Source organism: Streptomyces sp. NPDC001889, assembly GCF_053594535.1.
The window spans coordinates 44,249-70,295 of the sequence record NZ_JBSFER010000017.1 but is presented as its reverse complement, the minus strand read 5'-3'; the positions used below and the strand labels follow the sequence as shown (position 1 = coordinate 70,295).

General features: G+C 71.5%; 24 protein-coding genes and 2 pseudogenes. 17 read left to right on the top strand and 9 right to left on the bottom strand.

The annotated features are described in order from the left end of the window. Positions 1-814: 814 nt before the first annotated feature. Together ACWCRA_RS20835 and ACWCRA_RS20830 are read right to left on the bottom strand one after the other, a co-directional pair. Complete coding sequence (locus tag ACWCRA_RS20835) at positions 815-1,351, bottom strand: hypothetical protein (RefSeq protein ID WP_451068275.1); 537 nt, start codon at positions 1,349-1,351, stop codon at positions 815-817. A 289-nt stretch (positions 1,352-1,640) separates the two neighbouring features. After that, complete coding sequence (locus ACWCRA_RS20830) at positions 1,641-2,225, bottom strand: GNAT family N-acetyltransferase (RefSeq protein ID WP_451068274.1); 585 nt, start codon at positions 2,223-2,225, stop codon at positions 1,641-1,643. 541 nt (positions 2,226-2,766) lie between these two features. Between ACWCRA_RS20830 and ACWCRA_RS20825 the strand changes: the two genes are divergently transcribed. After that, positions 2,767-2,958 (top strand): hypothetical protein, encoded by a 192-nt coding sequence (locus tag ACWCRA_RS20825; protein ID WP_451068273.1) that lies wholly within the window; start codon positions 2,767-2,769, stop codon positions 2,956-2,958. A 95-nt stretch (positions 2,959-3,053) separates the two neighbouring features. Here the strand turns inward: ACWCRA_RS20825 and ACWCRA_RS20820 are convergent, their stop codons facing one another. The 4 genes from ACWCRA_RS20820 to ACWCRA_RS20805 all read right to left on the bottom strand — a co-directional run bounded on the left by ACWCRA_RS20820 (position 3,054) and on the right by ACWCRA_RS20805 (position 4,989). Next, positions 3,054-3,272 (bottom strand): hypothetical protein, encoded by a 219-nt coding sequence (locus ACWCRA_RS20820; RefSeq protein WP_351554314.1) that lies wholly within the window; start codon positions 3,270-3,272, stop codon positions 3,054-3,056. A 172-nt stretch (positions 3,273-3,444) separates the two neighbouring features. After that, a complete protein-coding gene (locus ACWCRA_RS20815; protein ID WP_451068272.1) occupies positions 3,445-3,780 on the bottom strand; it encodes a DUF6233 domain-containing protein in 336 nt (111 codons plus the stop codon). Between the two features lie 201 nt (positions 3,781-3,981). Then, complete coding sequence (locus ACWCRA_RS20810; RefSeq protein ID WP_451068271.1) at positions 3,982-4,158, bottom strand: hypothetical protein; 177 nt, start codon at positions 4,156-4,158, stop codon at positions 3,982-3,984. 396 nt (positions 4,159-4,554) lie between these two features. Beyond that, positions 4,555-4,989: a hypothetical protein gene (locus tag ACWCRA_RS20805; protein WP_451068270.1), complete on the bottom strand. Its 435-nt coding sequence runs from the start codon at positions 4,987-4,989 to the stop codon at positions 4,555-4,557. A 566-nt stretch (positions 4,990-5,555) separates the two neighbouring features. On the opposite strand from ACWCRA_RS20805, the gene ACWCRA_RS20800 reads away from it, so the two are divergent. From ACWCRA_RS20800 to ACWCRA_RS20755, 10 genes and pseudogenes are all read left to right on the top strand, one after another. Beyond that, complete coding sequence (locus ACWCRA_RS20800) at positions 5,556-5,705, top strand: hypothetical protein (protein ID WP_451068269.1); 150 nt, start codon at positions 5,556-5,558, stop codon at positions 5,703-5,705. Positions 5,706-5,872: 167 nt separating this feature from the next. Next, a pseudogene (locus tag ACWCRA_RS20795) lies at positions 5,873-6,746 on the top strand (helix-turn-helix domain-containing protein). A 116-nt stretch (positions 6,747-6,862) separates the two neighbouring features. Further along, positions 6,863-7,729, top strand: a complete 867-nt coding sequence (locus ACWCRA_RS20790; protein WP_351554325.1) for an ABC transporter ATP-binding protein — start codon at positions 6,863-6,865, stop codon at positions 7,727-7,729. 168 nt (positions 7,730-7,897) lie between these two features. Continuing rightward, the gene (locus tag ACWCRA_RS20785; RefSeq protein ID WP_351554328.1) at positions 7,898-8,962 is read left to right on the top strand and encodes an iron-siderophore ABC transporter substrate-binding protein; all 1,065 of its coding nucleotides are present in this window, start codon (positions 7,898-7,900) and stop codon (positions 8,960-8,962) included. Then, the gene (locus ACWCRA_RS20780; RefSeq protein WP_451068268.1) at positions 8,959-11,058 is read left to right on the top strand and encodes an iron ABC transporter permease; all 2,100 of its coding nucleotides are present in this window, start codon (positions 8,959-8,961) and stop codon (positions 11,056-11,058) included. The genes ACWCRA_RS20785 and ACWCRA_RS20780 overlap by 4 nt, the downstream gene beginning before the upstream one ends. An 88-nt stretch (positions 11,059-11,146) precedes the next feature. Next, positions 11,147-12,271: a peptidase C39 family protein gene (locus ACWCRA_RS20775; RefSeq protein WP_451068267.1), complete on the top strand. Its 1,125-nt coding sequence runs from the start codon at positions 11,147-11,149 to the stop codon at positions 12,269-12,271. Between the two features lie 50 nt (positions 12,272-12,321). After that, complete coding sequence (locus tag ACWCRA_RS20770; RefSeq protein WP_451068266.1) at positions 12,322-13,554, top strand: GNAT family N-acetyltransferase; 1,233 nt, start codon at positions 12,322-12,324, stop codon at positions 13,552-13,554. A 5-nt stretch (positions 13,555-13,559) separates the two neighbouring features. Continuing rightward, a complete protein-coding gene (locus ACWCRA_RS20765) occupies positions 13,560-13,865 on the top strand; it encodes a hypothetical protein (RefSeq protein ID WP_451068265.1) in 306 nt (101 codons plus the stop codon). Between the two features lie 188 nt (positions 13,866-14,053). Beyond that, complete coding sequence (locus ACWCRA_RS20760) at positions 14,054-14,185, top strand: hypothetical protein (RefSeq protein WP_451068264.1); 132 nt, start codon at positions 14,054-14,056, stop codon at positions 14,183-14,185. Between the two features lie 626 nt (positions 14,186-14,811). Next, positions 14,812-16,239 (top strand): beta-propeller fold lactonase family protein, encoded by a 1,428-nt coding sequence (locus ACWCRA_RS20755; protein ID WP_451068263.1) that lies wholly within the window; start codon positions 14,812-14,814, stop codon positions 16,237-16,239. A 501-nt stretch (positions 16,240-16,740) separates the two neighbouring features. Here the strand turns inward: ACWCRA_RS20755 and ACWCRA_RS20750 are convergent. Continuing rightward, positions 16,741-17,208 carry a hypothetical protein gene (locus tag ACWCRA_RS20750; protein WP_451068262.1) on the bottom strand — a complete coding sequence of 156 codons (468 nt, stop codon included), beginning with the start codon at positions 17,206-17,208 and terminating at the stop codon, positions 16,741-16,743. 1,490 nt (positions 17,209-18,698) lie between these two features. Here ACWCRA_RS20750 and ACWCRA_RS20745 point away from each other — a divergent pair. Then, positions 18,699-19,730 carry a hypothetical protein gene (locus ACWCRA_RS20745; protein WP_451068261.1) on the top strand — a complete coding sequence of 344 codons (1,032 nt, stop codon included), beginning with the start codon at positions 18,699-18,701 and terminating at the stop codon, positions 19,728-19,730. Between the two features lie 183 nt (positions 19,731-19,913). Here ACWCRA_RS20745 and ACWCRA_RS20740 read toward each other — a convergent pair whose 3' ends face one another. Next, positions 19,914-20,108: a hypothetical protein gene (locus ACWCRA_RS20740; RefSeq protein WP_451068260.1), complete on the bottom strand. Its 195-nt coding sequence runs from the start codon at positions 20,106-20,108 to the stop codon at positions 19,914-19,916. An 804-nt stretch (positions 20,109-20,912) separates the two neighbouring features. Between ACWCRA_RS20740 and ACWCRA_RS20735 the strand changes: the two are divergent. The 5 genes and pseudogenes from ACWCRA_RS20735 to ACWCRA_RS20715 all read left to right on the top strand — a co-directional run. Next, a pseudogene (locus ACWCRA_RS20735) lies at positions 20,913-21,397 on the top strand (transposase); the annotation flags it as partial. 74 nt (positions 21,398-21,471) lie between these two features. Continuing rightward, a complete protein-coding gene (locus ACWCRA_RS20730; RefSeq protein ID WP_351554354.1) occupies positions 21,472-22,074 on the top strand; it encodes a GNAT family N-acetyltransferase in 603 nt (200 codons plus the stop codon). A gap of 456 nt (positions 22,075-22,530) precedes the next feature. Next, positions 22,531-23,205: a formylglycine-generating enzyme family protein gene (locus ACWCRA_RS20725; protein WP_451068259.1), complete on the top strand. Its 675-nt coding sequence runs from the start codon at positions 22,531-22,533 to the stop codon at positions 23,203-23,205. Positions 23,206-23,326: 121 nt separating this feature from the next. Then, positions 23,327-23,719: a metalloregulator ArsR/SmtB family transcription factor gene (locus ACWCRA_RS20720; protein ID WP_451068258.1), complete on the top strand. Its 393-nt coding sequence runs from the start codon at positions 23,327-23,329 to the stop codon at positions 23,717-23,719. Then, positions 23,716-24,207: an SRPBCC family protein gene (locus tag ACWCRA_RS20715; protein ID WP_451068257.1), complete on the top strand. Its 492-nt coding sequence runs from the start codon at positions 23,716-23,718 to the stop codon at positions 24,205-24,207. The genes ACWCRA_RS20720 and ACWCRA_RS20715 overlap by 4 nt, the downstream gene beginning before the upstream one ends. 440 nt (positions 24,208-24,647) lie before the next feature. On the opposite strand, the gene ACWCRA_RS20710 is transcribed toward ACWCRA_RS20715, so the two are convergent. After that, positions 24,648-25,385 (bottom strand): hypothetical protein, encoded by a 738-nt coding sequence (locus ACWCRA_RS20710; protein ID WP_451068256.1) that lies wholly within the window; start codon positions 25,383-25,385, stop codon positions 24,648-24,650. Between the last annotated feature and the right edge of the window lie 662 nt (positions 25,386-26,047).

The window sequence follows — 26,047 nt, the reverse complement described above, 5'->3', positions numbered from 1 at the left end:
CGCTATGCCCAGCCGACCGGGCGGTCCGCCCCGCCCGCGCGACGAGACCGTGGTCGAGCAGCACTTGGACGCCGAGCCCACCCGACCCACGCCGCACCAACGGTCCGAGGCCCGCCGGCGCGGCAGGAATCGGCAAGACCTCCAGTGCGACCCTGGTGCCGAATGCGAAAGAGCGGTCCACGCAACCGGCGGCACAAGGGCCACGCAGGCGGATACGGTGTACCGAGCCCGATGACACCGGAGTCGGCACAACAGCGGCGCCTGCGGAGCGGTCCTGAAGCAGGTAAAGGAAAACAGCATGATCACGTGACAACGCCCCAGCTCAGGAAGTGTCGTCCCCGCCCGCGCGGGGGTGGTCCGGGTTGTCCTGTGGCCGGAGTTCAGGAAACCCGGTCGTCCCCGCCCGCGCGGGGGTGGTCCTCCGACGGGGTCGACGGTGGGCCGGGGGTCAAGGTCGTCCCCGCCCGCGCGGGGGTGGTCCGTAGCACAGGCGGTCTACATGGGCAGACGTACGGTCGTCCCCGCCCGCGCGGGGTGGTACGAGGGCGCAGCACCAGCGGGTGTCACCGATCACCAGCCCTCGGTCGGGCGGCGCGGCGGACGCTCGTCGACGGCTGGGGTCCGGCGCCGGGTTCGACTTCGACAGCCAGGACCAGCCCCGCGCTTGAGTACGGATGGAACCGGATGTTCCCGGCCCGGGCGTAGTGGTGAGATCTCACAGCAAGACTTCGGAAAGTCCGGCCCTGGGCAGGTCGAGACATGCCGGAGGGCCCGTCACCGTGCCTGTGGTGACGGGCCCTTCCCAGTGCTGCTGCTAGCGCTGGTGGAGGCGTTGCCGTGTCTGCTGGGGGAGGGCCATGAACGCCTCGCGTTCCAGGCTCCAGATTGTCCGGGTGGTCACGGGGCCGTGGTGCCCGCGCTCGCGGAGACAGGCCGTGAGGTCTGCCTCGGTGACGACGGTCGGCGGCCCGCCGTCCTGGACGACGGCGCGGTACGTCCCGGGGCCGGGCTGCTCCCCTATGTCCATGAGGTGGGCGGCCAGGGCGACGCGGGCGACATCGAGGGCGCCGGCCTTGGTCCGGGGAGTGGTGTCGCCGTCGACTGCGGTCCAGGTGCCGCCGCTGAGCTGCTCCACGGTCCATGTCAGCGTCGGGTCGGGGGTGAACGGAGTCCAGGCATCGCGGTCCCACGCGTCACTGCCGAGGATGCAGGGGCTCTCCTTCCCGTCGACGCCGGAGCGGAGGTATCCCTTGATAATGCTCTGGCCGGTGTCGTCGGTGGTGACCTCGGTGCAACGGAAGAAGTGCTGGTGGCCCTGTTCGTCGATGGAGCGGAACATCTGACCGGTCATGTGCCTTGTCCCTCTGGTTGGTGGTCGGGGCGTTGATTCGGAGTCGAGCGACGGGGCTGCCGTCCCTGCGGTCGCCGTCCTCGATGCGGCCGGTGAGCGTGGTGCGGTCGAGAGGGGCCGGCACCGCCGGGGACGCCCCCTTCGGCCGGGCGGCGGGGTCCTTCGTGCACGAACTTCTCGGCATGCCCACCGACGAGGCGACCGTCAACATCACCCGCAGCCGCCTCGGACGCCTCACACGCCAAGGCTTCCCCACCCAACCCGGACGAGGCCACGACCAGAAACGGAGTTAACGCCGCGCTTCACGGGCTGGAATCGTCACGGCCGTCGGCCGCCACTCTCGCCTGAGCAAACCGAACACCCACGAGTCGGAGACCTCGCCGTTCACCACACAGTCCTCCCGCAACGTCCCTTCACGCACGAAACCGATCTTCTCCAGGACCCGGGCAGATGCCACGTTGCGCGTATCGGCCTCGGCCTGAACTCGGTTCAGGTCCAGTGTGTCGAATGCCCACTCCAGCACGGCGTGCGCGGCTTCCGTCGCGTAGCCGTGGCCCCACATCGCATCGTCGAGGACGTAGCCCAACGACGCGCTGCGGTGGTCCTCGTCCCATTCGGTCAGACCGCACCAGCCGACGAAGGCCCCGTCAGAAGCACGGTCGATGGCCATCCGCGCCCCGGTGCCTTCGTCCGCCACCATCCGGCACATCGCGATGAAACGCTCCGCGCGGGCATGTTCGGTCCACGGCGGGGAGTCCCAGTAGCGCATCACGCAGGTGCTGCTGTGCAGCGCGAAGAGAAGGCCCGCGTCAGCGTCGGTGAAGGGCCGGAGTCGCAGGCGAGCGGTGTGCAGTACGGGCGTGGCCAGAGTCATGCGCACCATCTTGTGTCCTCACGGGGCGCGCGGAACACCGAATATCTGATCCTGGTCCGGCCCTCACGCAACTGGAAGAAGCTGCGCCGATGGGGCAGGGTCGGCCCGTCGGAGGTACGGTCCGTACTTGAGCGTCTCGCAGTCCCTCCCATCTGTCCGAGGGACCTGCTGATCGCGTCGCCGGTGCTGCCCAGGCCTGGGCCAACGCCAACGGCCACTACCCCGAGACACGCTGCATGCCTCTGGCAATGACCCACTGGGAACCAGCCGCTGCACGGGGGCGTCCCCTGCCGCCCTCATCGGCGCGGAGATCGATCGGGAGCTGCTCGGCCTGGCCGACGATGAGCGCCGGCGCGCCCTTGAGGAGCGGCTGCGCGATGTCGCCCGTGCGGCCTACCAGGAGCGAGCGGAAGCCGAAGGCGCGGCCGCAGCGGCTGCCGACGCGGTCCGGTAGGCCCGGGCGGGCGCGGGGTTCCGGGCAGCGGCGGGCCGGGGGGTGTGCGAGGCGTGCGGCTACCGGTGCCGCGCTGAGGCCCTCACCGTGGAGGCTGGGCTCGTCGCGGCCACCCGGGTGGCCGACCTGACCGACGCGGTGGATGTCGCGGCGTCGCCGGCGGCCGACATCGCCCGCACCCGCCGCGAGTTTCTGGGCCGGGCGGAGCCGGGCGAGCTGAACAGGGAACCGGTCGCGGCGGCCACGCTCGCCTTCGCCGCGCTCCAGGCGGTGGGGTAGGACTGGTCCGGAGTACCACAGCAGCACACTGGAACGGCTCGGCCAGACCGAGAATGCTGAGACGGAAGCCCGCCGGGCTACCGGACCGAGCAGAATCAGTGCCGGTGCCGGCACAACCCGACCGGCGCGGGTGCCATCTCGGCGGCGGCGAAGGCCGCCGACAGGGCGAGCGAGCGCACCGCGTAGTACCTGCTCGCGGCGCGGCTGGACCGGCTGTCCGCACTCCCCACCCACCCGCTGGACGGCGGCACCGCAGGGAAGGTGATCGCGTGAGCGCCGAGGTGGAGCTGAGTGGCGCGGATCTTATGCGCCAATCCTGAACGTGGCCCGGGAGGCGGCGCAGAGGAACCGGCAACATGAGGACGACTTCTGGGGATACGGTGACCCCGAGCCCGATGCCAACGGAGCTGACGCAGCAGCACCCGGGGAGGAACCGCCGTGAAGCAGGTAAAGCAAAACAGCATGATCACGTGAAAGAACCGCAGGTCAGGAAGTGTCCGCCCCGCCCGCGCGGGGGTAGTCCAGTCCTCGGCGTGCGTTGACGATCTGCCCCAAGGTCCGCCCCGCCCGCGCGGGGATAGTCCGACAGCGTACGCGGCACAACCCCTCGCGGGCCCGCGGCTCCTCAAGCGGCCCGGGCCGTGCCGCGACGTCGTCAGTCGACGGAGTCCGGGGCGACATCCGGCCCGGCTCGGAGCATGCGGGCAGACCTTCGGCGAGAGCCCGGCGGGCTTCGTCGCAGATCAGGGCCCGGCTGCCGGGAGTGGGTACCCAGCACCCGCCGGTGTGCGGACGGATCGGCCCGGCGGTGCTCTTCTCCACGGCCCAGCCGGGTGCGGGAGTCGGCGAGTCCGGCCGCCTGGCCGGGGCCGGCCACGGGCCGGCCGTGGGGAGTGGCGAACCTGACGCTGGTCCGCGTCCCCGATCCAGCACTCGGTCCGCTTCAGGTCGTCCTGCGTCCGGACTCGGCGCAGAAACCAGAGCATCTCCCGCCGGTCGGCGTCCGGCGCCCGAGCACGGTACTCAGCTCTCAGGCGCCGCAGGCCCGACGCCGACGCCGACGCCGACGCCGGTGGCAGTGGCGGTGCGCTGCAGCGCCATCCTGGCCTCAACGAGATCCGGCCCGCGCAGCTCCTGCCGGAACGGGTGCGTCGTCACCTGCTCGGCCAGTTCCAGCAGCACCCCGTGCAGCCGCGCCACCCCGGTCCTCCGGCGGCGCATCCTGCCGGTCCGCTCGGAGTTCGGAGTGGAGTTGCTTGTCGCCCTCCCACCCGGGCATCGGGCTCCACCGGCCAGGGCAGCTCCCGGCGGGCACAGCGCGCTGTACTCGCCCCTCGGCCCGCACCCGGCGGAGGCGGGTCCGCGTGTCGCGGAGGTCCGGAGGGAAATCGGGCTCAGCCATAGTCGAAAGTCGAATGGTGCACCTGTTCGAATATGAGCTGTGTTGAGGTACCAGACAAGTGCTTCGCCCTCCCGGTCATCGCAGCCTGCACGGCCGCCCACCCTGCCGCCCTCGCCGCACCCGCCGGCGCCGCAGCAGCGACCCCGGCCGCCGCGGCACCGGCCGGGACCGCCCCGCTCACCGCCGGGCGGGCTTCAGGGCGGAACCTTGGTGTATTCGGGCACGCCGAACCCGATACCGTTCTCGGTCTTCAGGGTCTGCAGAAAAAGATCGATCCGCTTCAGGTCGACGGGCTCGGATACCGGCTCCGGCCGGAAGCAGCGGAGGCTGTAGGTCGCCGCGGCGGGCATGGGTGCCCATGCGTCGTCCAGTTCCTCCGGGCGTCCGTCGGAATCGGTCCTGTCGCGGTGCTCGCACCGGGTCCCCGCGCCGCACCCCTGCTTGGCGTCGGCGCAGAGCGTGTCACCGGCGCCGTGGCCCGGCCGGCCGGTGAAGATCAAGCCGTCGGTCAGCGTACTGGGCCTCGCGGTGCGGTCGGACTGAAGATTCTCCAGTGTCAGGTCGACGTAGAGGAACGTCTGTCCGGGAGGCGCGGACTGATCCAGGAACTGCGGGCGCAGCCCCAGCACCGGTAACGGCGTCCGGTACCGGTACCCATCGCCGTCGGTCAGCTCGACGCTCCGCCTCGGGGGGTCACTCCGGGTGGCCTGATCCGGGTCTTTCTGTCCGGCGCTCCTTGACGCCGGAGGCGGTTCCTCATCGCCCGGGGACATGCCGTCCGGGCCACCGCCACAACCCGCCGTGAGAACCGCGACGAACACCGCGATGACCGATCGACGCGACCTGAGCATGACTGAACCTCCGTACAGAAGAGACCAGTTGATGGACTGGCTAGGGGCAGCCTGCCATCCGGGCGGACACATGGTGCAGCCATCGGTCTCCCTGCCCGCTCCTCCTTCTCCGGCCGTCCGCAACCCGGAAGCGCTCCATCAGCCCCCGCGCGGGGGCCGGGGCAGGTTCGGCCCGTACCGGAGTCCGTACCGGAGTCCGTACCGCGCTGCGCGTCATGAGGTTCCGGCGCGGGGTGAGGATCTCTGAGGTGGCCGGACGCGGCCACTGGGGGCAGACGGGCGGGGGCGAGCCGGCCGCCGCCGCGGGTGCGGTGTCGGCAGTGCCGGGCATCCGACGGGCGTATGTGTCCACGTCAACACCCATCAGGTACTCGCTCGCGGTCGACACCGTCACCGGTGAGGTGATCGCGGCCATCCCGGCCGGTGTCGAGGCCGAGGTCTCGCGGTGGCACCGGACGGCTCCCGGCGACGCGGACCCGGGAGCCGTCCGGTGACACCGGGAAGGTCTGCAGAGCCCTGCCCGCCACCCCCACCACCCGCACCACTCGCTCGTCCGCCGCACCGAGCCGTCGGACTGCCCCTCCACATGGGCAAAAGATGCGAAATAGGTCCGGACCGGCACGCCGATACACTTCTCGTCATGGTTCAAGCACCCCCCGGGATGTGGCGGCGCGAGGCGGGCACCGTGGTCCGGGGAGTCGAGCCGCTCCCCGACTCGGCGTCCGCCATCCTCGCCGCGTCCCGGATCATTCCCGCTCCCACGGAGTGGTCGGCCCACGCGCATCCCTTGCATGAGCTGGTCTGGGTGCGAGGGGGAACGCTGACGTCCCGCGTGGGTGACCGTGTCCACACCGTGGTCGAGGGGTACGGGTTGTGGATGCCCGCCGGAATGGTCCACGAGGGCCGGTCGACGGCGGGCGCGGAGTTCTTCAGCGCCTTCTTCGCTCCCGCTCACACACCGTTCGCGTTCACGCAGCCCATGACGATCACGATGACGACGTTGCTGGAGTCGCTGCTGACCCATCTGTCCGCTGCGGACCTCGGCGTGGGGGCGAGGGCGCGGGCGGAGTCCGTGGTCTTCGATGTGATCCGGCCATCGGAGCGCCAGTTCGCGTTGCGGTTGCCCGGCGATCCGCGGATCGACGCCATCGCCGAGGCCCTGCTGGACGATCCCTCGGACGGCCGCTCGCTGGAGGAGTGGGCGCGGCTGCTGGGGACCAGCGACCGTACGATCACCCGTGCCTTCCGCCAGGCGACGGGGCTTCCGTTCGCCCAGTGGCGCCAGATGCTGCGGGTGCACCGGGCCCTGATGCTTCTCGCCGAGGGCTTTGACGTGGCGACGGTTTCCGAGGTGCTCGGCTACGCGCAGCCCAGCTCCTTCATCGTCGCCTTCCGGCGGGTCATGGGGACCACGCCGGGCGCGTTCTCCGGTGCGGTGGCCGGTTCGTCGGGGTGTCCGGAATTCCGTATCGTGTGACCAGAACTCCGGATTGTCGCCACGGCAAGCGGAATATAAGCTTCACCGGGTTAGGTAACCCTTAGTTGCTGTTCTCCGTGTGCGGTGCTGCCGTGCCCGGGCGAGCGCGGCCTGCCCGGTGACATCGGACAGAGGTTGCCGCAGTCCCCGCCCTCCGACCGTCCGGACATCCTCGTGTTCACAAGTCTCTTCCGGTCCGCCGGGAAGCCCGCGGCCCACCCCGCCGCGGCTCCGGTGGTCACGCTCAACGGGCACGACCTGGTGCTGCGCTACGACGGCAAGCCTGTCGTGCACGGTGTCTCGGTCGCCCTGGAACCCGGCCGGGCGACCGCCCTGGTGGGGCCGAACGGCAGTGGGAAGTCCACGCTGCTGCGCGCGCTGTCCCGACTGCACCGGGTGGACGGCGGCCGGGTGACGCTCGGCGGCGCCGAGGGGGAGTCCGAGCGTGACGCGGCCCTGCTCAGCTCTCAGGAGTTCGCACGCGAGGTCACTCTGTTCTCCCAGGCGAGGCCCGTTCCCCAGGGCCTGACGGTCGCGGAGGTCGTCGCGTTCGGGCGCCATCCCCACCGGCGCGGCTTCGCCGGACCGAGCGCCGAGGACCGGAGCGCTGTCGACCGCGCCATGGGGGTCACCGGAGTGCGGGACATGGCCGCACGGCAGGTCGGAGAACTCTCCGGCGGGGAGATGCAACGTGTCTGGCTCGCGGCCTGCCTGGCCCAGGACACCGGGGTCGTCCTGCTCGACGAGCCGACCAACCACCTCGACCTGCGCTACCAGTTCGAGACGCTCGACCTGGTTCGGGACCTCGTCGAGGAACACGGCATCGCGGTGGGGATCGTGCTGCACGACCTCGATCAGGCCTCCCGGATCGCGGACACCGTCGTCCTCATGCGCTCGGGCCGGGTGTACGCGGCCGGCGCACCGGCCGATGTCCTCACCGCCGAGAACATCGGAGAGGTCTACGACATCCGCGTCGCGGTGGACGCCGACCCCCGAACGGGGCGGCTCCGCATCGATCCGCTCGGACGTCACCTCTCCTGAACGCGGTGGCGCGCCTCCCGGAGCGCCGCATCGGCCGTTTCACCCGTGACGAGCCGCCCCGGAATCACCGCGCTGCCCCCGGAGGCACCGACGCGCCTTCTGCGCGCCGCCCTCCCCACCCTCCTCCCCACCCTCATCACTCCCCTCACCCGCGAAAGAGGAATCCCCATGAACCGTGCCCGCCGCCTGGCGCTGTCAGCCTCGACCGGCCTCGCGCTGGTTGCCGTAACCGCTTGCGGAACGACCGACGTCGACAAGGCGACGGCCCGCAGCGGCACCGAGGCGCCCCCCGCGTCGAAGGACTGCGCCCAGGACACCACGACCACCTCGACGAAGCCGGTCTCCTTCAAGGACGGCGTCGGCCGCCAGATACAGCTCGACAAGCCCGCCCAGCGGATCGCGGTCCTCGAATGGCAGCAGGTCGAAGACGCGCTGACCCTCTGCGTCACCCCCACCGCCGTCTCCGACGCCAAGGGATACCGCACCTGGACCAGCGCGGAGAAGCTGCCTGCCGGTGTGACGGACATCGGCACCCGGGAGGAGCCCGATCTCGACACCCTCTACGCGGCCAAGCCCGATCTCATCGTCGTCGAGGCCTTCGGCGCCCAGGACGAGATGATCAAGAAGCTGGAGAAGAGGGGTGTTCCCGTGATGGCCACCCGGGGAGCGGACCCGAAGGACCCGATCGGGAACATGCGGAAGGTGTTCAGCATGATCGGCGAGGCGACCGGGCGCACGGACCGGGCGGACCAGGTGCTCAAGGAGTTCGACCAGCACCTCGCGACGGCGAAGCAGCGGGTCGCCGACGCGAACCTGCCGACCAAGGACTTCCTGTTCTTCGACGGCTGGCTCGAGGGAGGCAACCTGACCGTACGCCCCTACGCGGACGGCGCCCTGTTCACCGAGATCGGCAAGGAACTCGGCATGACCCCGGCGTGGACCAACGACGTCAACAAGAAGCACGGTGACGGGGGTGTGGACGCCGCCTACGGCCTGGCCCAGACCGACGTCGAAGGGCTCACCTCCGTGGGCAACGCCAACCTCTTCCACGCGAACGACGACGGCGCCGGCGGTTACGTCGCCGCGCTGAGCAAGAACCCGATCTGGAAGAAGCTCCCCGCCGTGAAGGAGGGCCGCGCCCACGCGTTCCCGGCGCGGGTCTGGGGCGCCGGCGGCCCGCGCTCCTGCGCGCAGGCGATCGACGCCTACGTCAACGTACTCGACAAGAAGTGAGCACGGTACGCGCGGTGGCCCCCGAGCCGGGGCCACTGCCCCCCGCCCGGCTCGGCGGCGGCCCCGCCGGGGCAGCCGTCCTGGCACTCCTCCTCGTCGCGACCGTGCTCACCGGCCTGTGGCATCTGACACAGGGGACGTCGGGCGTCGGCGTGGGCGACCTGGTACGCCACCTCGCCGGGACGGGCGGCGCCCAGGAGGCGCCCGTCGGCGAGATCCTCACCGGCTCGCGCCTGCCGCGGCTGTTCGCGGGCATCGCCGTCGGCTTCGCCCTCGGCTGCGCGGGCGCGCTGCTCCAGTCCGTCACCCACAACCCGCTCGCCTCACCCGACACCCTCGCGGTCACGTCCGGGGCCTACTTCACCCTCGCGCTCGTCGCCGCCCTCGGCCTCACCGTCCCGCTGTGGGCGTCGGGCGCCGTCGCCTTCGCGGGAGGCCTCGTCGCGGCGGCACTCGTGCTGCTCCTCTCGGGCCGCGCCGCGGGCACCGCGGGCACCCGTCTCGTCCTCGCCGGATCGGCGACGGCCATGGCCCTGGACGCGGCGACCGGGATGTTCCTCATCCTGTTCGACCAGAACACGACCGGTCTCTTCGCCTGGGGGAGCGGCTCGCTGGCGCAGCTGAACATCGACGCGTCGGTACGCGCCGCCCCTCTCGTCGCCGTGACGCTGTGCCTGGCTCTGGCACTGTCCCGACGGCTGGACGTGATGCACCTGGGCGACGACGCCGCGTCCACCCTCGGCGTGCCGATCCGAACCACCCGTGTGACCGCCGTGATCTGCGCGGTACTGCTGACCAGCACGGCGGTGACCCTGGCGGGTCCGATCGGCTTCGTCGGTCTCGGCGCCCCCGTCCTCGCCCGGCTGATCGCGGGACGCGTCCACACGCTGCGCCGGCACCTGTTCCTGATCCCCGCGGCCGGGCTGCTCGGCGCGCTGCTCATTCTGCTCGCGGACGCGGTCCTGCGGGCGATCCAGGGGGCGGACGGGGCCGCCTCCATCCCCACCGGCGTACCGACCGCGCTGCTCGGCTCCGCCGTGATCGTGGTCCTCGCCCTGCGGCTGCGCGACACCGGGCAGATCCGGCAGCCCCCGCCCGCGAGGGTCGCCGCACGCTCGCGCCGTGCGTTCCTCCTCGTCACGTCCGGCGCGGTGACGCTGCTCGCCGGAGCGGCCCTCGTGGCCGTCCTCGCCGGAAGCCTGTGGCTGCGGACCGGGGACATCGTCCTGTGGCTCCAGGGCACGGCTCCGGACCTGGTGGGCCAGGCGCTCGACGACCGGGTCCCGCGCGTGACCGCCGCGATCCTGGCCGGTGCGGCCCTCGGACTGGCCGGCTGCGTCGTGCAGAGTTCGGTACGCAATCCTCTGGCGGAGCCCGGACTGCTCGGCATCACGGCGGGCGCCGGTCTCGGCGCGGCGAGTGTCGCGACCTCGGGGCTGTCCGGTGGACGGACGGTCCTCGTCGTGGTGGCGGTCGCGGCCGGGCTGATCACGTTCGCGGTGATCGCCCTGCTCGCCTGGCGCGGTGGCTTCCTGCCCGACCGGTTCGTACTGATCGGCATCGGCATGGGGTACGGCCTCAGCGCGGTCACCACCTTCCTGCTGCTGCGCGCGGACCCGTACAACACCCCCCGTATCTTCACCTGGCTCTCCGGTACCACCTACGGCCGGACCTTCCCCGACGTCGTCCCGGTCGCGGTGGGCCTGGCGCTCGCCCTGCCCGTACTGCTGGCCCTGCGCGGCCGGCTCGATCTGCTCGCCGTCGACGAGGACACCCCGCGCATCGTCGGAGTCAGGGTGGAGCGCACCCGCTTCACCGCGCTGGCGATCGCCGCGGTGCTCGCGGCGCTCAGCGTGGTCGCCGTCGGCGTCGTCGGCTTCGTGGGGCTCGTCGCCCCGCACCTCGCCCGATCCCTGGTGGGCGCCCGGCACGGCCGTTCCATCCCGGTCGCGATGGTCCTCGGTGGCGTGCTGGTGTGTGTGGCCGACGCCCTCGGCCGTACCGTCGTCGCCCCCGCCCAAGTGCCGGCGGGCCTCATGATCGCGCTCGTCGGCGGACCGTACTTCGTGTGGGTGCTCCGGAAGTCCCGCGCGTGACCCCACGGCGGGGGCGGGGTCCGCGCCCACCGCTTCAGCCCTCTCCTTCCCCCCTCTGTCCCTCGCCTCTCCCGCCAGGAGTACCGGAATGCCGCCCCGCCATGAACCGTCCGAGCGGCCCACCGGGCCCGTGCGCCCCGTGGAGAGCCTCGTCGTCCCCTACGAGCCGGACGCGCCGCCGCCCGGGCTGGTGCCCCTCGCCGGTGATGAGGTGTCGGAGCGCTGGCGTGCCGTCGACCGCTCCGCCCACGCGCCTCGTCTCGTGGCCGTTCCCGGAGACGACCGCGAGGGATGGGCCGCCGCGGCGCTCGTGACAGCACGCCCGAACACGGCCTATCTGAAAATCGTCGACGCCGTCGGCGACGTGCGGGCCGCCGTGGACGCGGTTGTCGCCCTCGCGGCCCGCCGAGGGCTCGCACAGGTCAAGTGGGAGGGGTGGACGGCGCGTGCCGAGGACGTCGCCGCCACCGGATTCACCGGGTTGAGGACTCCGCTGACGCCACCCGAGGGTGCGGCGGGGCCGGCTGCCGGATACGTCCGCTGGCTGCGCGGAGGCGTCACGACCACGCCTGTGTACTACGGACAGACCACGCACTTCACCTGCGGAGCCGTCACCGCTCTGGTCGCCCGGGCGCACGCGGGCGCGCTGGAGTGGGAAGAACTCGACCGGCAGGCGGAGCTGACGCTCTGGCGCGACGCCACCAACTTCCCCGCGTGCGAACCCGTCGGGCTGGGCGTCGCCGTGCACCGGGCCCGGCCCTCGTCACCGGTCAGGGTCCACCTGGACGCCGACCGGCCGGTGCTGCTCGACCACCTGTCGGAGAACGATCGGGAGTGGCGTGCCCTGCTCCAGCGCGCCTCCAGGAAGGACGCGGAGCGCGCCGGTGTCCCCGTGGACCCCAGCCGTCTCTCCCTGAGCGCGGTCCGCGCATCGATCGGCCGGGGCGAGCACGTACTGCTCCTGCTCTCGCTCGCCGGGATGCAGGGGTTCGACGTGCCGCACTGGGTGCTCTGTCACAGTGTCGTGCCCGGCGCCATCGTGATCGACGATCCGTGGAGCAACGCGACGACGGGTGACACCTGGGTCGACGCCCATCTCCTGCCGGTGTCCGACGCGTCGCTCGACACGATGTCGGTCCTCTCGCCGCAGGACTTCCGCGGCGCGGTGACCATCGGCCGTCCGCACGAGCGGGACGCGACGCCACACCCATGAACGAACACCATGATCCACTGTGCGGGTGCTCCGGGAAGGAAGCGACAGCGATGGAGATCCGATCCACGGCCGACGAGGACCTGGAGGTCTTCGTCGACACGGTCCACACGGCCTTCGGGCACTTTCCCGAGGCCCCTGTCGCGGAGGGCGGGCGCTGGTGGTCGGCGCTCGAAATGGACCGCGGCCTGCTCGCCCTGTCCGAGGACGGCCGGCCCGTGGGCACCGCCGCCGCGTACTCCTTCGAACTCACCCTGCCCGGCCGGCACGTCACTCCCGTCACCGGGGTGAGCGCGGTCGGCGTCCTGCCCTCGCACCGGCGGCGCGGCGTGCTCGGCGCGCTGATGCGGCGGCAGCTCTCCGAGGTGCGGGCCCGGGGAGAGTTCCTCTCGGTACTGCTGGCTTCCGAGGCTCCGATCTACGGCAGGTTCGGCTACGGACCGGCGACGTTCACCACCCGGCTGACGGTGCCGCGCCACCGGGCCGCCCTCGCGGAGCCCCGGCCGCGCGCGTCGGCCGACGCACCGGTGTCCGCCACGGCCGGCGGCACGGTCGAGGTGATGCGGCGCTCCGCGTGCGGCGGAGTACTCGAAGAGGTGTACGACCGGTACCGCCGCGCCCAGCCCGGCGCGCTGTCCCGGCCGCACCGCTGGTGGGCGCGGGGAGCGGGGCAGGCGCCGGTCTCCTCGTCACCGCGCCACATCGCGGTCCACCGGGACGCCGACGGCGTGGCGGACGGGTACGCCAGCTACTCGATCGGGGAGGGCGGCACCCTGACGGTCGACGAGACCATCGCCACCGATGACGCGGTCTTCACGGCTCTGGCCCGGTTCGTTCTCGGGCACGACCTGGTCTCACGGGCCGTGTTCCGGCACGTCCCGCCCGAGCACCCGCTGCGCTGGCGGCTCGCGGACTTCCGGGCGGGCGAGGTCGGTGAGCACGCCGACTGGCTGTGGGTGCGCATCCTCGATGTCCCTCGCGCCCTGACAGCACGCGGCTGGTCCGCGGACGGCGACCTCGTCCTCGACGTGGACGATCCGTTCCTCGGCGCACACGGCCGCTATCTGCTGACCGTCCGCCAGGGCAGAGCGTCCTGTGCCCCCACGGACCGCCACCCCGATCTGTCGCTGGACGTGCGCGACCTGAGCTCGCTCTACCTGGGCGGCATCGCCCCCAGCACGCTCGTCCGCGCGGGACACATCCGGGCCCACCATCCGGGCGCGTCCGCCGTGGCGGACGCGCTGTTCCGTACAGAGAGCCCCCCACACTGCGTGCACTGGTTCTGAGTGCCATGGGGAGAGGCGGCCCGCCGGTACGGGGGTTGCCGGTCCACCGGGCCCACCCCGAGCCGGGCTGGTTCCTCCGCGTTCCCGCATGCGCACTCGTCGAAGCCGACCGCGCACGGTCCGGCACGGCCGAGCACCTGGCCGCACTGCCCGGCATCACCGTCCTCGGCCTCGACCTGGCCGCCGCCCTCGCCGTCGCCCGGCAGGAGACCTGGGCAGCGGCCCACAGCCGGCATGCCGCACAGCCCACCGCGGACCGCCCCAACGGCGCCTTCATCGCCACCACCGCACCCAAACTGAGTGCGCCATAGGGCCAGTCCACGCCGCCCGCGCGGGTTCCGTCCGCGGTGCCGGAATCGGTCTGTCCGGACTCTTGATCGCCCCCGCCCGCCCGCTGCACGCCGACACCACCAGGACCGCGATCACATGAGCACCGAGGCGGATCTGACCGGCGCAGACCTCGCACGCCAACCCCTGCGCGCGGCCCGGGGAGACGGCGATGAAGAACCGGCAACACGACGACCGCACTGGCGGATACGGTGACCTCCAGCCCGATGACACCGAAGCAGGCACAGCAGCGCCCGAGGGAACCGCCGCGAAGCAGGTCAAGCAAAACAGCATGATCACGTGAAAGAACCCCAGGTCGCGAAGTGTCAGCCCCGCCCACGCGGGGGTCGCCCCTCCGACCGGATCGACACGGACGCGCTACAGCTGTCAGCCCCGCCCACGCGGGGGTCGCCCCGAGGTCATCGACCGCGTGGATCGCGGCGCGCAACCGGTTCCCCGGCGTGCCTCCGGCGGCGGCTGCCCCGGCCCGGTCTGAACTGGTCCGGCCGGGTTCTGTCCGCCTTCGCCACGACCAGCCCCTGTGCCAGGCTGGTTGTTCACTGATCTGCGGGGGCAGCGCAGGCCGACGGATTGAACACATGACCGCATGATCATCCGTTCGGATGGTTGTGCCGGTGATCGCGATCGGACCGGCGGGGGAGGCACCACAGTGGTGGGCGGGCGCCATGCCCGATGGCGCAGGGGGCGGGTGCCGGTGGTGCGTCGCCCGAGGTTCGCCGGGGCGGGACGAGACGGCTCCCGCCGCCAGGGGGCTCCCTGCGCGGACCGGCCCGAATCGAGGCCGCACATCTTGTCGACACCACGCCACACCACCGTACGACCCACGTCCACGACACCACCACACGGGCCACCGGCCGGCCACCTGGCCACCTGGTCCCACGCCGGGCCCGATGGGAGAGGAACCTCTGTATGAGCCAGCCCACCGCATCCGACCGGCCCTGGAAGCAGCCCGCCCGCCGGCTCCTCGCGATCGCTGCCTCCTGCGGCCTGGCCATGGCCTCGCTGACCGCCATGGCCCCCGCCGCGCACCCCGCCCCCGCCGCACCCGCGGCACCGACCGCGGCTGAAGCGCCGCTCGCCTATGTGACCAACTACAGCGACGACACGGTCTCCGTGATCGACACCGCCACCGAAACCGTCACGTCCACCCTCTCGGTCGGCGACGGCCCCAAAGGCGTGGCCGCCTCCCCGGACGGAGCCCGCCTCTACGTGAGTAACGGGAACGCCGGCTCCGTCACCGTGACCGACACCTCGACCGGAACGGTCACCGCGACCATCCCCGTCGGCAACGGCGCAGGCGGCATCGCCGTCTCGCCCGACGGGACCCGCGCCTATGTCGTCAACAGCTCCCTCGAACGCCTCACGGTGATCGACACCGCGGCCGGCACCGTGACCGCCACCATCACGGTCGGCAGCGCCCCGCAGGAGGTGGCCGTCTCCCCGGACGGCAGCCGCGCCTACGTCACCAACTACAACGCCCGCTCCGTATCGGTGGTCGACACCGCCACGAACACCGTGACCGCCACCATCAACGTCGGCGGATTCCCCCAGAGCGTCACCTTCACCCCCGACGGCACCCGCGCTTATGTCACCCGCCCCTTCTCCAACTCCGTCGCGGTGATCAACACAGCCACCAACGCCGTGTCCGCCACCGTCCCCCTCACCGACGGCCCCTACGACGTCGCCGCATCACCGGACGGCGCGCACGTGTACGTCTCCCGGGGCCAGGGCGCCACCATCGCAACGATCGACACCGCCACGAACACCGTGACCGCCACCACCGCCTCCGGAAACACCCCCAGGGGAGTGGCCGTCACCCCCGACGGCGGCCACGTCTACACCGCCAACGGCAACTCGGCCACCGTCTCCGTGATCGACACCGCCACCCACACCACCAGCGGCATCCCCGTGGGCACGACCCCCGTCGACATCGCCATCGCCGAGCGCCCCACCGCCGACCTCGGAGTGGAACTGACCGCCACTCCCCGCCCCGGCCTGCTCAACGGCCGCATCGACTACACCGTGACCCTCACCAACCACGGACCCCGCACCCTCGCCTCCGCCACCGTCACCCTGGACCTGCCCAGTCCCACAGGGGCGACCAGCCCCGACTGCACCCTCACCACCGGCAAGGCCACCTGCACCACCACCGCCCTCGCCCCCGGCGCCGACACTACCCGCCGGATCACCGTGCCCGTCGCCGCCCTCAGTCTCGGCACCCCCCACACCGTCACCGCCACCCGCACCACCAGCACCCCCACCGACCCCAACCCCGCCAACGACAGCGCGTCCCGCACCTGCACCGCCACCACCGCACTCGTCATCAACTGCACCTGACACGCCGGACACCGGCCCAACACCGGCCGTTCCTCCCCGAACCCGGGAGGAACGGCCGACCGCCGTCAGACGTGCCCCCGGCTCCGTGAACTCACAGCCAACCGGATCACGTTGGCGCCCCCGAGCGCTGAGAACTTCGACGCGGCGGCAGCGGACACCACCCGGTCCGGGCCAGAACGCCCGCAGCGCCGTGACGGCTCGGCGCTCCGTCACGGCCAGGCCGTCACCGAGCGGCGTTCTCCGACCATGATCTCCAGGTCTTCCTGGAAGCCGCGGGCGTCACCGACCCGGAGCTGATTCTCGATGACTCGCCCGGGTGGAGCAGCGCGGTGGCGGCGCGCCACTGGACTGCCGGCTGACTGCCCGGACCCCGGAGCCGTAAGGGGATCTCACTGTGCCCACAGTCCGGCCCGGAGCCGGTCGTTCACGGCAACGGGCCGGGTTCATGGGCACCGGGGCGGCGGTGCGGGAGTCGGCAGCCCGCACCCCCGCCGTCCGGGTCTATCGGTACCAGTTGCTCCAGGTTCCGTTGGAGTAGCGCTCCTTGTACCAGTTCTTGCCGTCCGTGCCGCGTGCCTTCAGCTGAAGGTAGTTGCCGCTGTGGGCGCTGATGACGGGTTGTGAGGTGACCTTGCCGCCCAGCGAGGCCAGACTGCGCAATCCTGCATCAGGGCCGCTGTAGTCGTACCAGGCGGTCCAGACCGCGTAGTCGGCGCCGACGAAGAAGTCCTGCTTTATGCCGTCGGAGTAGAGGTAGCTGGCGATCTTGTGGCCGAAGCCTCCGCCGCAGAGGGCCAGCCCACCGTTCCACCCGCCGCCCGCCAGGGGCTCGGCTGTGATCGCCGGCTTGTCGCACTGGCTGAAGGTCATGACCCTGGGGGAGGCCTGGGCGGTGCCCGCTGTCCCCGCGACGACGCCCACGACCGTGGCGGCGACCACGGCGGCCTTCCCGAGTCTCTTCATCCTCACTGACCCAACCTCCTGATCACACAAAGGACCGTCCGCCGGACGGCGGGCGGTGCACGGCCCCGGCAGAGCCAACCGCCCCCGGCGCCGCCCCGGTAGAGGAAGATCGGAGCGTCCTGGTTCCACGGAACAAGCCCTGATGGCCTATGGCTTCGCCTCCCGGCCTTGCGCCGGCCTCGTCCGCGACCGGAGCACCGCCGATCCCCGCGACGCCGCCATCGACCGGCAGATCGCGAGCGAGGAAGCGCAGCGCCGCGCCCTGGCCGCCGTTCCCGACGGCTGCGGCTGCGGCTGCGGCTGCGGCTGCGGCGGCGGCGAAAGCGGCCGACGCGGCGAGGGAGCACATCGCGCAGTACCTGCTCACGGCACGGCTGGCTGTGCAAGCGGACCGCCCCAGCACCAAGCAGGCCCGGTCCGTGCCGCGGACACACCGACTGCCCGCACTCGGCGCCTGCCCGCTCCACGCCGACACCACCACGACGGTGATCGCACGGGTGAAGCTGAGCGGACGTGGACTTCGCGCGCCCAACCCTGGGGGTGGTCCGGGAGACGGCGACAAGGAACTGACAACACCACACCCGCACTTGCGGGTACGGTGATCCCGATCCCGACGTCACCAGAGCCGAGCACAGCAGCACCCGGGGAACCGCCGTGAAGCAGGTAAAGCAGAGCAGCATAATCACGTGACACCACCCGGCCAGGAACAGTCCGCCCCGCCCACGCGGGGGTAGTCCCCTCCACCTGCTGGTCAACAAGCAGACAGCACTGGGGACCGGCCCCATCGGCAAAGACTCGGTCGCCGGACCCGCATTGCGCGGCCAGACCGGCACCCCGCAATGGCTCCGCGCGGGCCGTCCGCTCGACGAGGCTCTCACCCACGGCCCCGACCCACTGCGCCGTGCCGAGGTCTTCGGCCTCAGCGAAAGGACCGCGATCCACTGCGCGAACTCCGCCCGCGCCCTCCTGGGGCGAAGGATCTCGACGGTCTTGGTCACCGCACGGTCCGCGGTTGAGCCCGGGGGCCGGGGAGTTCGCTCTGCTGGAGGGTGGTGAAGGCAGGCGTGGGCGGTCTCGGCGGTTTCGGGGTACGTATCCCGTTCGGCGTGTTCGGCCGGCAGCGATCACCTCCGCAGAAAGCGGCCTGCGCGCGCCGGTCTGTGTGCCGGGGTGCGGGCCGTGCGCGCCCGGCGTGTCCGGGCGAGTGTCGCTTCCACCGGATGCTGGACCTGGTCGTGTCGGGGCGTCTGGTGGCCGAGGTCGGGTACGGGGCAGGTAGTCCGCTCGGGGCGCATGACGGGTGTGGTGCCCGTGGCACCCCGGAGACGGGTGTTCGACCGGTACCGGGCCCTGAGCCGGGGCTCCTGAACAGCAAGGCGGTCCCCTCCATGAACACACCTCGATTCCCCTTAACCCTCTCGCTCTCCCCTGCCCCCGCGGGTCTGTCGCCGGGGCGATGGGGGCGGGTCCGGCGGCGCGCTGTCGCCGTCGGCGGGGTGCTCGCGACGTCGTGCGCCCTCCTGGTCGCCGTGCCGGGGACGGCGTCGGCCGAAACGACCCTTTGTCTTGTCAACAACAGTACGACCGTCAGCGAGACCATCAACGGCACCAGCGAGAACGACCTGATCCTCTGCAGGGACGGGGTAAGCCCGGGGACGACCATCAACGCCGGAGCGGGTGACGACCGCATTGTGGTCGACGGGCCCTCCGGGGGCCTGACGGCCAACCGCGGAAACGTCAACGGCGGATCGGGGAACGACGACATCTCCATCCAGAGTGGGACGACAAATGGCAGCGGCAGGGGCGGGGACGGCAGCAGCGGCACTGTCAACGGGGGCACGGGAGACGACAGAATCACCGTCGACGGGGGCAATGGCCGCGTCACCGAGGACACCCTCCCCGGAGGCGTCGGCGGGTACGGCAACACCGGGACCATCGACGGCGGCGGTGGCAACAACACCGTCACGGTCAGCGGTGGGAACGGCGGGCGCGGCGGGACCAGCAGCGATGGCGGCGCGGGCGGTGCGGGAAACCGCGAAGGGACCATCACCAGCGCCGGTTCGATCACCGTCATCGGCGGCGCCGGCGGCAACGCCGGGCAGACCCAGTTCGGCACCACTCCGGACTCCGACGGCGGCGCGGGCGGCATCGGCAACGACGGCACGATCAGGACCCGGGTGCTGTCCCTCCTGGTCAATCAGGTCAACGTGACCGGAGGGAACGGCGGTTTCGGGCTCTCCAACGGCGAGGGCGGCAACGGCGGCGACGCCAACGACGAGACCATCGTCATGACCGGCCGCGTCGCCCTCCAGGGAGGCACTGGCGGCGAGACCCGCCAGACCGGCTCGGAAGGCGGCAACGGCGGCCACGGCAACGACGGTCCCCTCTCCGCCCCCACCGGCGGCACCTCCGAGGGCGGCAATGGCGGCGCGGGCCGGCCCGGCGGCAGCGGCGGGCTCGGCGCGAGTGCCGGAATCGTGGGGGTGGTCGCCGTCACCAACGGATCTCCGGGAGCCACACGCCCCTGACAGGAACACCTGGACACCCGACACCATGAGTCCGTGAGCCCCCGGCCGGGGCGGTGGCCAACGCCGTCCGGCCGGGGGCCGGTCTGCTTCTCCCCTCCCTGCTCCCGCCGGGTGCCTCCCCGAACGAACATCCGCCATGGCCATCGTTCGCACCGGTATGCACGGTGGATATATGACAGACATTCAGCGAATCAACGGCGGACGACCGCGTTCGAAGGCCCCGCGCTCCCGGGCGGCCCGTGCCACGGTCGCGATGGCGGGTGTGGTGGGTTCCCTGGCACTGACGGTGGGGTTGGCGACTCCCGCGTCCGCCGCGACTACCCAGACGTTCACCACCAGTGGGGCGTTCACCGTCCCGACGGGGGTCACCAGTGTCACCGCCGTCCTTGTCGCGGCCGGTGGGGGCGGCGCGGGTGGGGGTGGCGGAGGCAAGTCCGGCCCTATTTACGGGCCACGCGTCCAAGGGGGCGGGGGCGGCGGAGGCGGGGGAGGCGGAGGCGGAGGCGCCCGGATCACCTGCACCCTGCCCGTCACCCCGGGCCAGACCCTTACCCTCACCGTCGGCGGCGGCGGTGCCGGCGGTCCCGGCGGAGCTGGGGCAACCCAACTGCCGGCAACTCGGGCCAGTTCTGGTACCGCTGGTACCGGAGGCGGCCGGTCCGCTCTGACCGCAGGGGGGATCGACCAGGCATCCGTGCCGAGTGGCGGTCGCGGCAGGGGCGGACTCGCGGGCGGGGACGGCGGCAACCCCTTCACCGGTGGCGGCGCGCTCGGCGCCGGAGGAGCGGCAGGCTTCAACGGCGCGGGCGGTGGGAGCATCCTCGGTGTGGGCTCCGTCTGTCTCGGCACACCATCCGGCAGCGGCAACGGGGCCCGGTCCGACGGCAACACCGGCGGAGCAAATGGAGCTGCGGCCGACAGGCCGGCAGTAGCGGCCGGAGGTGTCGGCGGCGAAGGAGCCACCGGAGGAGCGGCAGGCACCCCGCTCCCGTCCACTTGTCCGTTCGGCACTGGTCAGGGCGGAACGGGTGGCGACGGCGGGAGCGGGGGGAGCGTCACACCGTCCGGCTTCGGCTCGGGAAGCTCCGGCGCTCCCGGTGGCAGCGGCGGCGCCGGCTGCATCACCCTCACCTACTGAACCAACCCCTTTTCCCAGCTTCGGCGGAATGCCGGTGAGCCCGGGCCCTCGGACGTACTCGTGGTGGCTTGAGCACGAAGGTCCACCTGGCCAGTGACAGCCGGGCACGACCGCTGTCCCTCCATCTCGCTGCGGGCCAGACCGGTGACGCGCCGGCCTCCGAGGCGGTCATGGCCGGAATCCGGATGCCACGAAGCGGGGTCGGCAGACCAAGAACCCGGCCCGCGGCTGTCCTCGCTGATCGCGCCTGTTCTTCCCGCGCGATCCGTGGGCATCTCCGGCGCCGAGGTATCCGGGCCGACCTGGTCCGCAGCCCGCGGACCAGGTCGGCCACCGCTTACGCAGAGGCCGCGCCGGAGGTCGCCCGCCTGGCTCCGACGCCGAGGGACACAAGGAGCGCAACACCGTTGAACGGTGCGTCTCCCGGCTCAAGCGGTGGCGCGGCCCGGCCATGCGACCCGACCAGCTTGCCATCGCGTATCAGGCCGCACTCCACCTGGCTGCCATCCTTGTCCGGGCTCGTTGCTGACCAGGCAGGACGACGCGTCACCGAGCGGGAGAAACGCGGTGGTCCCGGCCTGGAGACACCCATAACATCCCCCTATGACCGAGAACATCAGGATCGCAGACGACGAGCATGACGCAGAGGCTGAAAGGGAGCTTTCCTGGCGGGCCAAGTCCGTCGGTCTCGCAGCGCTCGACACAGACGACGCCGAGCTCATGCACAGCTGGAGATCCGACCCAGTAGCCGCCCACCACATAGGCATCTGGCCACGCTCACTCACCGCCGTGCGCGAGCGCGTCGAGCGCGACATCGAAGACGACGATCGCGACGACTTCCTCATCCTCCCTCCCGACGGCACCCCTGTCGGCTACGTCGCACTGACCAGCCAGAACATCGTCAACGGGACAGCCCAGGTCGAGCTGTTGATCGCTGCTCGACATCGCGGGAACGGCCACGGCACCGCCGCCCTCGACGCCGTGGTGGACCTGGCCTTCGGCGAGCTCCCGATGTATCGGCTCACGGCGGAAACGCACACCGGCAACACCCCCGCGCTCGCCGTCCTTGCCAAGTCCGGTTTCACCCAGGAAGGGGTCAGCCGCGCCGCCTGCCTCCACCACGGCCGCCGCCACGACCTCGCCGTGTTCTCGCTGCTCCGCCCCGAGTGGGAAGAGCTGGCCCGTCCTCGCGCCTGGGACGCCTGACCTGACCGGCGGAGCACTTGCCGAAAACTCTGTCCGGCCAGGCACCACACTCCTCAGGGCATCAAGGAGACAGGCTCTGGTCCGGCCCGACCGCGCCCGGGTCCCGCTTCAGCCCGGCCGGGAGCGCTGTGCCGTCGTCGCGGCACCTCCGCCACCAGCGCCGGCAGCCTGCCCACGCACACCAGACCGAGGTCAGCCCCGCCCGCGCGAGGGCAGTCCTTGTCCGTCGGCCGCCCTCTCTGTCCACCCCGGCGGCCGGTCGTCCTCGCCCGCGCGGGGGCAGTCCTGCTCGGGAACGGTCACCGCACCCCTGGGTCGTGTCGTCCCCGCCCGCGCGGGGCAGCCCGCACGGATGGGACACGGAGCGTCCCGGCCCGGTCTCGTCCCCCCTCGGGGGCAGTCCCTGTTGGCAGCTGTGTCGTCCCGCCCTGACGGGTCTCGTAGGATCTCCTGATCATGAACGTGATGATGGGGAACGAGATGATCGCCATCCCGCCGGGGCAGGTGACGCTGTCGGACCGGCGGACACAGCGCAGTTGGTCGGTCGAGCTCGCGCCCTATCAGCTCGCGGCATGCCCGGTCACCCAGGCGTTGTACACACAGGTCACAGGCCGGCGGCCGAGTACCACCCCTGGGGACCAGCTGCCCGTCGAGTGCGTCTCCTGGTGGGACGCGGTGCGGTTCTGCAACGCCCTGTCCCAGCGCGCCGGCCTCACACCCGCGTACCACTTCCGCGCCGAGGACGAAATCATCGAGTGGGACGCGTCCGCCGACGGGTATCGACTGCCGACCGAAGCCGAGTGGGAGCACGCCTGCCGGGCCGGGACGACCGGGCCGCGCCACGGGGAACTCGACGAGATCGGCTGGTATCGCGGCAACTCGCACGAGCGCGTCCACGAAGTGGGCGGCAAACGTCCCAACGCGTGGGGGCTTTACGACATGCTCGGCAACGTCTGGGACTGGTGCTGGGACGTCTACGACGCCGAGGTCTATGGCGCCTACCGGGTGCTCCGCGGCGGTGGTTGGTTCGATGAGCACTGGAGTTGCCGGGCCTCCGCGCGCCGCCGCAGCCACCCGACCTTCCAGGTCGACGATGTGGGATTCCGCCTCGCGCGTTCCGTCGTGCGCTGATCCACGTCGTGGTGAAGGCCCTCCGCCGGCGAACCGGATCACTTGAGCTTGTCTTCCACCTTCGCACGGTGTTCGGCCTGTGCCGACTCCTGACGCGTAACCTATGGGTTACGCTTTTGGTGTGGACGACCTGAGCAAGGTGGCCGACGCCATCGCCGATCCGGTGCGCCGGGAGATCTTGATGATGTTGCGCCGTACCCCGCTGACGGCAGGGGACATTGCTGCCCGGTTCACCATCAGCCGACCCGCGGTCAGCCGTCATCTGCGCGTGCTGCGGGAGAGCGGCCTGGCCCGGGACGAGCAGATCGGACGCCATCGGCATTACTCACTCGTCCGTCCCCGGCTGGGTGACCTCGCCGCCTGGCTCGCTCAGTTCGACACCCGGCGTGTCGACTGGCCGCAGCGGCTGGCCGCGTTGGAGACGGAGGTTCACCGCACTCGACGGGACCGCAATCGGGCCGAGCCCACTGACGATCAGCACACCGCGCGCCAACCCGAGGAGGACACGGCATGACTTCTGAGCCCACCGGACAGCTCATCCCCACGCCGACGGGGCACGACCTGATCCTTACCCGCAGCTACCGCGCCTCCGCCGATGATGTCTGGGCGAGTGTCACCGAGCCGGAGCGCACCGCCCGCTGGTTCGGCCCGTGGCGCGGCCGGGCGGCGGCCGGCCTCACCATCGAGGTGCAGATGGTGTTCGAGGAGTCGGCGCCCTGGTGCCCACTGCGGATCGAAGCGTGCGAACCGCCGCGCCGACTCGCCGTCTCGATGGAGGACGAGGCCGGGTCCTGGTCGATGGAACTGCTGCTGGCCGAGAACGACGGCACCACCGAACTCCGGCTGGTCCATCACCTCGCCTCCACAGATCACCTCGGCCAGACCGGCCCGGGCTGGGAGTACTACCTGGACATGCTCACCGCCGCCCGCACGCGCGGGCCACTGCCCGACTTCGAGGACTACTACCCCGCGCAGAAGGCATACTTCGAGTCCTTGGCCTGAGCTGCCCACCCCTCGGAGTTCAACGGGGGAGCAGGGCAACACCGCGGCGTCGAGGCGGGTGTACGACGCTCTCGCGCCGGCGGTCGACCGGATCGAGTCAGCCGCGAGCCCCGTTGACCCCGAGCCGGAGGCCGTCATCGACGACACCATCCCCGGCAAGAGCTGAATCCCGCGCGTCCACCTCATCGTCCAGTCGCGGCCCGTTGTCCGGGGCCGGGCGCCGCAGGGCGGTGCCGGTATCGAAGGAGGGCGCGATGGCGAGACGTCGGCGCCGTCCCCCGCCCTGTCCCGTTCGGGGCAGGGGGTGGCTCAGCTGCCGTCATCGTCGCCTTCTTGCCCCAGCCATCCTGCCGTGCTGCTGCTGCGGACACCCGATTTCCGACCCCTGCCGTTCTCGGCCAGGCTGCCTGATGAAGGCCGGGAGCTCTCACACCCTTCTTCTATTGCGGTCGCATCAGGTGCAGGTCCTCGCCCCAGGCGTCCAGCACCGCGCCGTGCCCGGCCTGCCGGGCCACTGCCTCGACCTGGGCGAAGAGGCGGCGCTGTGCGGATACGTCGCCTGTTCCCGCGATGCGGTCCACGGCGTCGAGCAGCGTTCCGGTGTCCCAGCCCGGCAGCGGAAATCGGGCCAGCTCCCATTCCAGGTACTTGTTGTACGGGCGAGGGCGACGGTCCAGTGCGAAGAGCAGCTCCAGCAGGAGCCGGATGCTGTCGGCGGCGTCGAGCCGGGCCGCGAGCGTGTGCCCGTCGCGTTCGTTCTTGACCGAGCGGTAGAGGGAGTTGGCGTAGGCGTCGAGCGACTCACCTGCCTCCCGGAAGGCTTGGTCGGCGTTGAGCCGTGCCTTTTCGGCCAGGATCTCGGCGACGGCCCCGTCGAGCCGGTCGAGTACGATCCGGGCGCGGGCAAGGGCATACCGCTCGAATCCCGGCATTCCTGCGGCGCGGAACTCGTCGAGTGAGAGAACGAGGAGGTCGAGTTCCGGGGTGCGGTGGCCCGTGAACCGAGTGAGGCCGGTTGTCGCACCATCAGCGAGAACGACGTACAGGTCGTGGTCGGAGTGCTCGGTGGTCATCCCCTCATGAGCCCGGGAGCCCTTGAGGACAAGACCGACGACAGCTGGATCAGCGACGGCGAGTGTGACGAACGCGTCGTAGGTGAGGGGATTCTGAGCAGTCATTCCGTGATCTCCGGGATCATCGTGATGGGCATACCAATCAGGCGACCCCGAACTCGTCAGGTCGCTCCCGCACCATCTGCGGCGGCGCTTGGCCGTCGCCCGGAAAATCAACGCACGAGCGGACTCTACTCCCCAGCCGACCCAGGGGCCCTGAGCTTTTTTCTCTTGTCCCGAACTGACCGATGCCTCCAGGATGTCCTCGTTGAGGACCCCGGTTGCCGCAGTGAATGCCGGATTCACCGCGGCAGAGCCCCTACGGTGATCACCGCGACCTGCGGCGGGCCATTCCGGCCGCCACGACAAGGGAGCGCGCCGCGCGGTACTTGCTGCCCGCGCGGCTGGACCAGCCGCGCGGGCAGACCGCCCCGTCGACGGAGATGCCCGGGTCCGCGCCGTGGACGGACCGCTGCCGCCCTCGCCGCCCGCCCGCTGCGCGCCGACGCCACCAGGACGGTGATCGCATGGGCATCGAGGTGGAGCTGAGCGGACGTGGACCTCGCGCGCCAAGCCCTGCGACACGCGGCCCGGGAGACGGTGATGGGGAACCGGCAACACGGCTACTGCTTCTGCGGATACGGTGGCGCCGAGCCCGATGTCAGCGGACTCGCCGCAGCCCCGTGCCCGGCCCCCGCACCCCGGCGGACACCGTGGGACAGACCTCA